General features: G+C 61.6%; 11 protein-coding genes. 6 read left to right on the forward strand and 5 right to left on the reverse strand.

The genetic code is table 11. The annotated features are described in order from the left end of the window. Positions 1 to 186 precede the first annotated feature (186 nt). The 4 genes from NMB39_RS07815 to NMB39_RS07830 all read right to left on the reverse strand — a co-directional run bounded on the left by NMB39_RS07815 (position 187) and on the right by NMB39_RS07830 (position 5012). A complete protein-coding gene (locus tag NMB39_RS07815) occupies positions 187 to 1857 on the reverse strand; it encodes a bifunctional protein-serine/threonine kinase/phosphatase (RefSeq protein WP_494339440.1) in 1671 nt (556 codons plus the stop codon). Next, positions 1857 to 3068 (reverse strand): nitrate/nitrite transporter, encoded by a 1212-nt coding sequence (locus NMB39_RS07820; protein WP_057023131.1) that lies wholly within the window; start codon positions 3066 to 3068, stop codon positions 1857 to 1859. The genes NMB39_RS07815 and NMB39_RS07820 overlap by 1 nt, the downstream gene beginning before the upstream one ends. A 155-nt stretch (positions 3069 to 3223) precedes the next feature. Beyond that, the gene (locus tag NMB39_RS07825; protein ID WP_057011903.1) at positions 3224 to 3799 is read right to left on the reverse strand and encodes an ANTAR domain-containing response regulator; all 576 of its coding nucleotides are present in this window, start codon (positions 3797 to 3799) and stop codon (positions 3224 to 3226) included. 13 nt (positions 3800 to 3812) lie between these two features. Further along, the gene (locus NMB39_RS07830; protein ID WP_494339439.1) at positions 3813 to 5012 is read right to left on the reverse strand and encodes a CmpA/NrtA family ABC transporter substrate-binding protein; all 1200 of its coding nucleotides are present in this window, start codon (positions 5010 to 5012) and stop codon (positions 3813 to 3815) included. Positions 5013 to 5258: 246 nt separating this feature from the next. Here NMB39_RS07830 and NMB39_RS07835 point away from each other — a divergent pair, with 246 nt between their 5' ends. The 5 genes from NMB39_RS07835 (at position 5259) to NMB39_RS07855 (ending at position 7843) form a co-directional block, all read left to right on the forward strand. Further along, complete coding sequence (locus NMB39_RS07835; protein WP_367236353.1) at positions 5259 to 5501, forward strand: hypothetical protein; 243 nt, start codon at positions 5259 to 5261, stop codon at positions 5499 to 5501. Positions 5502 to 5516: 15 nt separating this feature from the next. Further along, positions 5517 to 5732 (forward strand): FliM/FliN family flagellar motor switch protein, encoded by a 216-nt coding sequence (locus NMB39_RS07840; protein WP_043047071.1) that lies wholly within the window; start codon positions 5517 to 5519, stop codon positions 5730 to 5732. A gap of 164 nt (positions 5733 to 5896) precedes the next feature. Next, positions 5897 to 6283 carry a winged helix-turn-helix domain-containing protein gene (locus NMB39_RS07845; RefSeq protein ID WP_046071671.1) on the forward strand — a complete coding sequence of 129 codons (387 nt, stop codon included), beginning with the start codon at positions 5897 to 5899 and terminating at the stop codon, positions 6281 to 6283. Further along, positions 6276 to 6737 carry a transglycosylase SLT domain-containing protein gene (locus NMB39_RS07850; protein WP_057023127.1) on the forward strand — a complete coding sequence of 154 codons (462 nt, stop codon included), beginning with the start codon at positions 6276 to 6278 and terminating at the stop codon, positions 6735 to 6737. Before NMB39_RS07845 ends, NMB39_RS07850 begins: the two co-directional genes overlap by 8 nt. An 86-nt stretch (positions 6738 to 6823) precedes the next feature. Further along, on the forward strand, positions 6824 to 7843 hold the full coding sequence (locus tag NMB39_RS07855; protein ID WP_043047068.1) for a quinone-dependent dihydroorotate dehydrogenase: 1020 nt from the start codon (positions 6824 to 6826) through the stop codon (positions 7841 to 7843). Positions 7844 to 7978: 135 nt separating this feature from the next. Here the strand turns inward: NMB39_RS07855 and rmf are convergent, their stop codons facing one another. Then, positions 7979 to 8194: a ribosome modulation factor gene (rmf, locus tag NMB39_RS07860; protein WP_002553055.1), complete on the reverse strand. Its 216-nt coding sequence runs from the start codon at positions 8192 to 8194 to the stop codon at positions 7979 to 7981. 542 nt (positions 8195 to 8736) lie between these two features. Between rmf and rlmKL the strand changes: the two genes are divergently transcribed. Further along, on the forward strand, positions 8737 to 11001 hold the full coding sequence (gene rlmKL / locus NMB39_RS07865; RefSeq protein WP_494339438.1) for a bifunctional 23S rRNA (guanine(2069)-N(7))-methyltransferase RlmK/23S rRNA (guanine(2445)-N(2))-methyltransferase RlmL: 2265 nt from the start codon (positions 8737 to 8739) through the stop codon (positions 10999 to 11001). Positions 11002 to 11136: the final 135 nt, after the last annotated feature.

Raw genomic sequence — 11136 nt, forward strand, 5'->3', positions numbered from 1 at the left:
GTCCCCGCTAGTCAGCTAGCGAGGACGCCTTTGTCCTGGTCCCGTTCTCTCGGGAAGCACGCGCCTTCGTCGTTGAAGGGGCGGCTGTATGTGGGTTGTTGGGAAAGCTAATGCAGCAGCTGTGCCAAGTTTCCATGCCCCCTGTTTTATTGGGCGTTTAAATAGAGCCTCGGCGGATTTTGCTCGTTAGTGGTGCAAAAGCCAGTACATCAGCACCAGATTGATCAGCAGCGAAGCCACCGCCAGGGTCTGCCACACCTTGAGCGGTTCGCGCTCCAGCAAAGGCCGTGGCCGTACACTGAGTTCGCGGCGGTCGGCCTGTTCCAGTACCAACAGCCATTCTTCGGCGGTTTCATAGCGTTGGGCGGGAAGGACGGCCACGGCACGTTCCAGACTCAGGGGCAACCAATCCGGCAAGTCGGGGCGATAGCGGCTGGCGCTGACCGGCTGGTTAAAGCGCGGGCGTTGGAAGGCTTCGATTTCGCCGTAGGGGTAATGCCCGGTCAGCAGGTAATACAAGGTCACACCAACGCCATACAAATCCTGTTGCGCCGTAGGCTGCTCGCCACCGAAGGCTTCCGGTGCGATAAAGCTCGGGGTGCCGGGCAGCAGATGGGCGCGGTCTTCAGACAGCCCAGGGCAGTAGGCCAGGCCGAAGTCCAGCACCCGCAGTTCGCCATCGTCCCCCAGCAGCAGGTTTTCCGGCTTGATATCGCGGTGCAGGATCTGCCGGCGATGCAGCAGGCCTACGGCCCGCAGCAAACGTTCGGCGATAGTCTGCCACTGCGCCAGCGGCAACGGGCCTTGCTGCTGGAACAGCTGGGCCAGGGTCTGCCCGGGATATTCGCGCATCACGTAGTACAAGTGCTGACGACCACTGGCCGCGTGGACTTCAGGAAAGGCGCGGCCGGCGACTCGGCGCAGGAACCATTCTTCCGACAACAAGGCTTGGGCCGCGTCGGTGTCGTCGTCGTGGCTCAGTGGCAGGGTCTTGAGCAGCCAGGGTTGTTGCTGGGCATCGCGGACCCGATACAACAGCGACTGCCGACTTTGGGCCAGCACGCTCTCCACTCGCCAGCCTTCAAAGGTCTGGCCGGCCTTCAGCGCTGGCGGCAGCGGCCATTGCTGTAACTGCACCAGGGCGTCGCCGAGAGTGGCGGCGCCGAGTCGGTCGATACGCACCAGCAACGCACTGGCGTTGTCTTGGCTGCCGGCCAGGTGCGCAGCGTTGACCAGGGTGCTGACGGCCAGGTCGAGGTCGCTTTGTTCACGCAGGATCGTGCCGATGCTGGCGTCGCCCAGTGTGACCCACACCCCGTCGCTGAGCAGCAGGAAGCATTCACCTTCGCGCAGTTCGCCGTCGAGGAAATCCAGCATCAGGTGCTGATCCAGGCCTAGGGCGCGCTTGAGCACATGTTGCATGCCGGGCTGTTCCCACACATGGTCTTCGCTGATGCGTTGCAACTCGCCGTTGAGCCAGCGATATACCCGGCAATCGCCGACATGGGCCAAGGTGAAGCGCCGGCCGCGAAACACCAGGGCACTGAGGGTGGTCAGCAGCGGTAGCCCGCCGCCATTGGCCTGCAACCAGCGGTTTTGCGCCAGCAACAGGCGCTCCAGCGCCTGGGCCACGCCCCAGGTCTGCGGCGTGGCGTAGTAGTCCAGGGCCAGGGCCTGCAGGGTCGAGCGTGCGGCCAGGCCACCGTCGGCGCATTGGCTGACGCCATCGGCCAGTGCGCACAGGTAGCCTTTACTCGCCGCCAGTTCCGCCAGGGGCGTGACCACGCGCAGCGCATCCTGGTTTTCGCTGCGCGGGCCGATGGCACTGGCCTGGGCGACGCTCAGTTGCAGGCTCATCAGACGCGTGCGGCGGTCACGGCGGCCGACCCCCAGGTGGTTCTCCAGCGCCGTTTCACGCCATGCAGGCCGAACCAGGCCACCACACCGAGACTGGCGAACAACCATAGGGCCAGTTGATAACTGCCGGTACTCTGTTTGATCGCGCCCATTCCGGCGGCGAGGGCGAAGCCGCCGATGCCGCCAGCCATGCCGATCAAACCGGTCATGACGCCGATCTCATTACGAAAACGTTGCGGTACCAATTGGAATACCGCGCCATTGCCGGCACCAAGGCCGAGCATGGTGCAGACGAAAAGTGCCAGCGCCGCGTAGGAGTTGGGCAGGTTGAAACCCACTGCCGCAATGCAGATCACTGCCACGCTATACATGCCGAGCAGGGTCTTGATCCCGCCGAAACGATCCGCCAGGGCGCCGCCCAAGGGCCGCATCAGGCTGCCGCCGAACACGCAGGCGGCGGTGTAGTAGCCGGCAGTCACCGGGCTCAGGCCGTACTGGTCGTTGAAGTAGCCGGGCAGGGCGCTGGCCAGGCCGATAAAGCCGCCGAAGGTCACGCTGTAGAAAAACATGAACCACCAGCTGTCGCGGTCGCCCAGGGCCTTGAAGTAGTCGGCCATGGATTTGGCTTTCGGCCGCTCTGGGGCATTGCGTGCGAGCCAGGCGAACACGATCAGCGTCAGCACCAGCGGAATCAGCGCAAAGCCGAACACGTTGCTCCAGCCGAACGCGGCCGCAAGCACCGGTGCCAGCAATGCGGCGAACACGGTGCCGGAGTTACCGGCCCCGGCGATGCCCATGGCTTTGCCCTGGTGTTCCGCCGGGTACCACTGGGACGCCAAGGGCAGGGCGACCGCAAAGGAGGCACCGGCCATGCCCAGGAACAGGCCCAGCAGCAAGGCTTGCTCGTAGCTGTGGATCCCCAGTTTCCATGCACAGAACAGCGCCACGATCACAATCACCTGGCCAATCAAACCTGCGGTCTTGGGCGATAGCTTATCGGCCAGCATGCCCATCAGAAAGCGCAGCAGCGCGCCGGCCAGGATCGGTGTCGCCACCACCAGGCCACGCTGTTGAGTGGTCAACTGCAAGTCGGCGGCAATCTGCACCGCCAGCGGGCCCAGCAGGTACCAGACCATGAAGCTCAGGTCGAAATACAGGAACGCGGCGAACAGGGTCGGGGTGTGCCCGGATTTCCAGAAACTTGATTTCATCATGCACCTCAACGGTTGGGGGCTAGGGGACCAAAACGCAAAAAACGCCGCCACCAGGTTCGCGAGGGGCAAACCGGATGGGCGACGTCTTTGTCGTGGAGGGGCAACCGCCGTTGGCTACCTGTCAGGATTGTTTTAGCAAGAGCTGAGCCAGATCAGCCGAGCAACTCGCTCATGGCAATAATCTGCTCCGCCACCTGGATCAGTTTCTGTTGGCGACTCATGGCCTGGCGGCGCATCAGGGTGTAGGCCTCTTCTTCATTGCAGTCCTTCATTTTCATCAACAGGCCCTTGGCCAACTCGATGCGCTTGCGTTCGGCCAACTGCTGGTCGCGGGCGTGCAGCTGGGCGCGCAGCGCCTGGTCGCTCTCGAAGCGGGCCATGGCCACGTCAAGGATCGGTTGCAGGCGCTGGGCCTGGATGCCTTCGATAATATAGGCACTGACCCCGGCCCTGATTGCCTGGCGCATCACGTTCGGGTCGTGCTCATCGGTAAACATCACGATGGGCCGGGGTTGGTCGCGGCTGACCAGCACCACTTGCTCCATCACGTCGCGACCGGGTGACTCGGTATCGATCAGGATCACGTCCGGGCGCACCGTTTCGACGCGTGCGGGCAGGTCGATGGTCAGCCCCGACTCATCGATCACTTCGAAACCAGCCTCGGTCAGCGCAGCCTTGAGGCGCCCGACCTTGCGCGCAGTGTCATTGATCAACAGGATTCGCAGCATTGTCATACCCCTTTCAGCGCAGCGCTTGGCGGCTGGCGTCATCGGCCAGGGCATGCAGGCGGAAGCTGCGGGCGTAACCGGCAGGGTCGGAGCCGTCCCAGGTCTTGCCGTCGATCAACTGGCTGCTGCGCATCTCTGAGTCGCTGGCGGCAATGCCCAGCGTCTCGGCCGCCCGGCGATACAGCGCCAGTTGCTGCACCTGCCGGGCGACGCCCAGGTAGTCAGGGTCTTCACGCAACAAGCCCCAGCGTCGGAACTGGGTCATGAACCACATACCGTCGCTGAGGTAGGGCAGGTTCACCTCGCCACCGGCGAAAAAACGCAATGCGTGGGGATCTTGCCACTGGTAGCCCAGGCCATCGTCATAGTTGCCCAGCAGTCGCGGCTCGATACAGTCCAGTGGGGCGTCCAGGTACTCGCGGGCACTGAGCAATTGCGCAGTGGAGCGGCGGTTTTCGCTGCCCTGTTCGATAAACCGGCTGGCCTCGAGGATCGCCATCACCAGCACGCGAGCGGTATTGGGATACTCGTCGACGAAGGCCTGGGTGCAGCCCAGGACTTTTTCCGGATGATCGGGCCAGATCGCCTGGCTGGTCGCCAGGGTAAAGCCTTGATTTTCCTTCACTGCGCTGGCGCTCCAGGGTTCGCCGACACAAAACCCCTCGATGCGCCCGGCTTGCAGGTGCGCAACCATCTGCGGTGGCGGCACCACTACGCTGTTCACATCCCGCAACGGATGAATGCCTTGGCTGGCCAGCCAGTAATACAACCACATGGCGTGGGTGCCGGTGGGAAATGTCTGGGCGAAGGTCAGTTTCGTCCGACTTTGGTGCACATGGCGTTCCAGTGCCTCAGGAGTGACCACACCCTGGGTTTGCAGGCCGCGGGACAGGTTGATGCTCTGGCCGTTCTGGTTCAGCCCCATCAGCACCGCCATGGGGCAGGGGGCGACACCGCCGATGCCCAGATGCACGGCATAGATCAGCCCGTAGAGACTGTGGGCGGCGTCCAGTTCGCCGCTGACCAGCTTGTCCCGCAGGTTGGCCCAGGACGACTGGCGCTTGAGATTCAGCGTGAGGCCATAGGGTTGGGCAAAGCCCTGGGTGGCGGCAACTACCAGCGAGGCGCAATCGGTCAATGCCATGAAGCCCAGATCGAGGCTGCTTTTTTCCGGGGCGTCACTGCCGTTTACCCAAGCCAGTGGATCGTTCATCAACACCTGCCTTTTTCCAGGAAAGCCGTGATTCCCTGGGGTGGCGGTGCAGGCCATTGCAGGGTAACCACGCCTATGTACGTAGGCTCGCCGAGTCTTTGGCGCGGGCCTGTTACAGAGTGCATAGCAAGGCACATGCCATGGGCTGGAGGGTGGGTTCTGCCGTCAGCTTTCCATCATGATTGAACCTCGTGCGCCTCGCAGTATGGCCGCTTCTTCAAGCCATACAGCCCGGGAATATCTACGGTGCACGCTGATTCATCTGTAACGATCAAATACCGCTTGCTGTACCTCGGGCTGATCTGTGGCGTGTTGTTGCCGGGCAGTCGAGCTGCCTGGTGCGAGGCGTACCAGGCACGGTATGAAGGCCTGCGCACCTTCAGCCGTGCCCCATTGCCGCCCACGACCGTACTGGCGCAGTTGACCACCGCGCAACTTGAGCCTGTGCAACGTGCGTTCCTGCAAACAGATCCTGAGTTTTCCCCCTGAAAAAGGCCTTTGTCCATGCACCTGGAAATACTGTTGCAGGAACAACTGATCAGCCGCAAGCGTCTGGCTGCGTTCGCACCGGGGAAGGTGCTGCCCTTGGATCCGGGGGTAACCCGATGTGTGGAGGTGCGGGTCAATGGGCAACTGATGGCATTGGGTGAGCTGGTGCAACTGGAGGACCGGCTGGGAGTGGAGTTGCAGGAGACCTATCAGGAGTGGATCTCTCAATAAGGGCGGGTAGCGAATTGTCCTACCGGAGGGTGCAAAAAAAAGTCGGCTGAATGGGTTTTGTCCTAGCGCGGGCCGAAGTGCCGATTTCTATAGTTGTGACATTGGCGCGAGCTGGCACAGGAAATAAGGATTTTGAATGGCAGTAGTCGAATGCAGAGGTGTGTATGGTCGTCGTGACTGCTGAACCTGCGACTTCCCTGGTCTTTGCTCGCTGGACTTTGCATGGCGATGGCCGGTTGACGGGCGGGCACGCGGATATTCAGTTGCCACCCAAGGAGGGGCAGGTTCTGCGTCTGCTGCTGGCCTCCGGTGGCACGTTGATGACCAAGGACCGTTTGTTGGAACTGGCCTGGTCCCGGGGCGAGGTGGCCGATGAGTCACTGACGCGATGCATTTACTCCCTGCGCAAGCACCTGGGTGCTGACAAAGGGTTTATCAAGACGATCTACGGCAAGGGGTATCGCTTTACCTGCCCGGTGCGGGTGGTGAGCGACCCATCAAGGCACGTTGTGCACGTGTGCTCATTCTGCGGTCAGGCCAGCAATGCTTAAGGGGGGAAGCAGGAGCCTGCTGTTCGGCTTGCTGATGGGCAGCAACCAGGCACTGGCCTATTGCTGGGACGAAATGGCCCGGCGACACGATCTGGAACCTGAGTTGTTGCAGGCCATCGCTGCGGTAGAGTCGGGTTACCGCTCCCAGGCCATGAACTACACCAACCGCAACGGCACGCGTGATATCGGCCTGATGCAGATCAACAGCATCCACCTGCCGCGTTTGCTCAAGCAGGGCATTACCGAAGAGCGTCTGCTGAACGAGCCTTGCCTGTCAGTGGAGGTCGGTGCCTCGATCCTGGCTGAGTTTATCCAGCGTTTCGGATATAACTGGACGGCGGTGGGTGCCTACAACGTCGGGCCGGGTTCAGGCCCGCAGCGTGAGGCACTACGCCTGCGGTACGCGGAAAGGATCTGGGTGCGTTATGAAGCGCTGGTTTCGCAGCGTCAATGAGATCAGCGCGGCGCGCCTCGCATGCGGCCCGCCACCCCGGCTATAATCGGCGCCACCTTTTGCCGCCATCCGAGTCTAGCCCGCCCATGTATACCTTGGCCCGCCAGCTGTTGTTCAAACTCTCCCCGGAAACCTCCCACGATCTGTCCCTGGACCTGATCGGTGCCGGTGGCCGCCTGGGACTCAATGGCCTGGTATGCAAGGCGCCGGCGAAAATGCCGGTGTCGGTGATGGGGCTGGATTTCCCTAACCCGGTCGGCCTGGCAGCCGGCCTGGACAAGAACGGCGCGGCCATCGATGGGTTCGCGCAGCTGGGGTTCGGCTTTGTCGAAATCGGCACCGTGACCCCGCGGCCACAACCGGGCAATCCCAAACCACGCATTTTCCGCTTGCCGGAAGCCGAGGCGATCATCAATCGCATGGGTTTCAACAATCTGGGCGTCGACCATCTGCTGGCGCGGGTCCAGGCGGCGAAGTACACAGGCATCCTTGGTATCAACATTGGCAAGAACTTCGATACGCCGGTTGAGCGCGCGGTGGATGACTACCTGATCTGCCTGGACAAGGTCTATGCCCACGCCAGCTATGTCACCGTCAACGTCAGCTCGCCGAATACGCCGGGCCTGCGCAGCCTGCAATTTGGTGACTCCCTCAAGCAACTGCTCGAAGCCTTGCGCCAACGCCAGGAAGATCTGGCCGTGCGCCACGGCAAGCGCGTGCCTTTGGCGATCAAGATCGCGCCGGACATGAGCGATGAAGAAACCGTGCTGGTGGCCCAGGCCCTGGTGGAGTCGGGGATGGACGCAGTGATTGCAACCAACACTACCCTCAGCCGCGTGGGCGTCGAAGGCCTGGCTCATGGTGACGAGGCGGGCGGCCTGTCGGGCGCGCCGGTGCGGGACAAGAGCACCCATATCGTCAAGGTGCTGGCGGCCGAGTTGGCTGGGCGTTTGCCGATCATCGCGGTGGGCGGTATCACCGAAGGCAAGCACGCTGCCGAAAAGATCGCGGCTGGCGCGAGCCTGGTGCAGTTGTATTCAGGGTTTATCTACAAGGGGCCGGCGCTGATACGCCAGTCGGTGGATGCCATCGCTGCCTTGCGCTGATGCATACGCTAATCGGCAGGTAATAAAAAGGGCTCCATAAAGGAGCCCCTGGGCCGAAGCCCGCCGCCCGGATGGGGCGCGCGTGGTTAAGTCGTTACATATTCAGAGGTGTGTGTCGGAATTTAAGTGCCCTGATTAGCCGACGGCGTGAAGTTCGTTGAGTCTGTGGATTCCCGCAGTGCCAGTCATACCGTCCCAGTTGTCGCCGCGTCCTTCTCGCCAGCCGTTGATCCAGGCTTGGCGTACCGACGGTAGAGTAAATGGGCAAAGCTCACGGGATTTTCCATGAACACCATATTGATATCCGCGTAAAAATGCTCTTTCCAACGGATCACGCTTAAGTCTTCTCATAGGGTGTTTCCCTCACTTGTTGACTGTCTAGATATCCTTCGGCCTTGTCCAAGGCCGGGCAGAGTTTTTCTGCCGTTGGTGGGCTCGCTGCCGGCGTGGCGAGCCGATGTGTCGGCGTCGTACGGCGCCAACCTGTGTTGAGTTCTAACCAATAGGTCACATGGATTCAATGATCGTTTTGTCATAAGCACGTAACGATAACGATGCTATAGCCATAAGCTGGGATGGCTTTTCGTCCCTTTTATTGGGCAAAGCCAGCTATGATGTGCCCTGCAAAGAGAAAGGGTTTAATTCTTTAGTGAGAATTTCCGCCTGTTGCAGTCGGTTATTATTCGACGAAGGGTCAGAATATTTCGTTTTGTTGCGGATGTAATCGCTAAAAAGTTCTCTCTGCCCCGTCAATAAAGGCCCGAGGGCCCGTCAGACGGGGTGGGACGGCACATTCGTGCCACGCGAGCACTCTTCAAGAAAAGTGCTTGATTGAAAACCGAGCCGGCGATGCGTCGCCCGTTCATTTATTGCTGAAAAGCCTGGAATGCCCCATGTCGGACCGTTTTGAACTCTTCCTCACTTGCCCCAAGGGCCTCGAAGGCCTGCTGATCGAGGAAGCCGTCGGGCTTGGCCTTGAGGAAGCCCGCGAGCACACCTCGGCTGTGCGCGGCATGGCCGACATGGAAACCGCCTATCGCCTGTGCCTGTGGTCACGCCTGGCCAACCGTGTGCTGCTGGTGCTCAAGCGCTTCCCGATGAAGGACGCCGAAGACCTCTACCATGGTGTGCTGGATATCGAATGGGCCGACCACATGGTGCCCGATGGCAGCCTGGCGGTGGAGTTCAGCGGTCATGGCTCGGGCATCGACAACACCCACTTCGGCGCGCTGAAGGTCAAGGATGCGATTGTCGACAAGCTGCGCACCCCGACCGGCGAACGTCCGTCCATCGACAAAATCAACCCGGACCTGCGCATTCACCTGCGCCTGGACCGTGGCGAAGCGATCCTGTCCCTGGATCTGTCCGGCCACAGCCTGCACCAGCGCGGCTACCGCCTGCAGCAGGGCGCGGCACCGTTGAAGGAGAACCTGGCGGCAGCGATTTTGATCCGCGCCGGCTGGCCACGCATCGCCGCCGAAGGCGGCGCGCTGACTGACCCGATGTGCGGCGTCGGCACCTTCCTGGTCGAAGGCGCGATGATCGCCGCCGACATGGCCCCCAACCTCAACCGCGAACTGTGGGGCTTCACCACCTGGCTGGGCCACGTCCCGGCGCTGTGGAAGAAGCTGCACAGCGAGGCCACCGAACGCGCGGCCATCGGCATGAACAAACCGCCGTTGTGGGTACGCGGCTACGAAGCTGACCCACGCCTGATCCAGCCGGCACGCAACAACATCGAGCGCGCTGGCCTGAGCCATTGGATCAAGGTGTACCAGGGCGAAGTCGGCACCTTCGAGCCGCGCCCGGACCAGAACCAGAAAGGCCTGGTGATCTGCAACCCGCCCTACGGCGAGCGCCTGGGTGACGAAGCCAGCCTGTTGTACCTCTACCAGAACCTCGGCGAGCGCCTGCGCCAGGCCTGCATGGGCTGGGAAGCGGCGGTGTTCACCGGCGCGCCGGACCTGGGCAAGCGCATGGGCATCCGCAGTCACAAGCAGTATTCCTTCTGGAACGGCGCATTGCCGTGCAAATTGCTGCTGATCAGGGTCAACCCGGATCAGTTCGTCACTGGCGAGCGCCGTACCCCGGAACAGCGCCAGGCCGAGCGTGAGCAAGCGGCATACGACCAGGCCCCGACCGAGCCGGTAGAGCGCCAGTACAACAAGAACGGCAACCCGATCAAGCCGGCCCCGGCGCCCGTGGTAGAACAGGCGCGCTTGAGCGAAGGCGGGCAGATGTTTGCCAACCGCCTGCAAAAGAACCTCAAGCTCTTGGGCAAATGGGCCAAGCGTGAAGGCGTGGATTGCTACCGTGTGTATGACGCTGACATGCCTGAATACTCCATGGCTATCGACCTGTACCACGATTGGGTGCACGTACAGGAGTACGCCGCGCCGAAATCCATCGACCCGGAAAAAGCCTCGGCCCGCATGTTCGATGCCCTGGCAGCGATTCCCCAGGCACTCAACGTCGACAAGAGCCGCGTGGTGGTCAAGCGTCGTGAGCGCCAGAGCGGTACCAAGCAATACGAACGCCAGAGCGCCCAGGGCAAGTTTACCGAAGTCAGTGAAGGCGGCGTGAAGTTGCTGGTCAACCTCACCGACTACCTGGATACCGGCCTGTTCCTCGATCACCGCCCGATGCGCATGCGTATCCAGAAGGAAGCGGCGGGCAAGCGCTTCCTCAACCTGTACTGCTACACCGCCACCGCCAGTGTGCACGCCGCCAAGGGAGGTGCGCGCAGCACCACCAGCGTAGACCTGTCCAAGACCTACCTGGACTGGGCGCGTCGCAACTTCTCGCTCAACGGTTTCTCCGACAAAAACCGGCTGGAGCAGGGTGACGTCATGGCATGGCTGGAGGCCAGCCGCGATGAGTTCGATATGATTTTCATCGACCCGCCGACCTTCTCCAACTCCAAGCGCATGGAAGGCATCTTCGACGTGCAGCGTGACCACGTGCAATTGCTCGACCTGGCCATGGCCCGCCTGGCACCTGGTGGCGTGTTGTACTTCTCCAACAACTTCCGCAAGTTCCAGCTGGAAGACAACCTCAGTGAACGCTATGCGGTCGAGGAGATCAGCGACAAGACCATCGACCCGGATTTTGCGCGCAATGCGAAGATCCACCGGGCCTGGAAAATCACCGCACGCTGATTAAACATCAGGCGTTCTGAATGCGCTGAGTATCCAGTGTGGGAGGGGGCTCGCTCCCGATAGCAGAGTGTCAGTCACTCGATGTATTGACTGATACACCTCTATCGGGAGCAAACCCTCTCCACATCAAGCGCC

This window comes from Pseudomonas sp. FBCC-B545 (assembly GCF_059134095.1).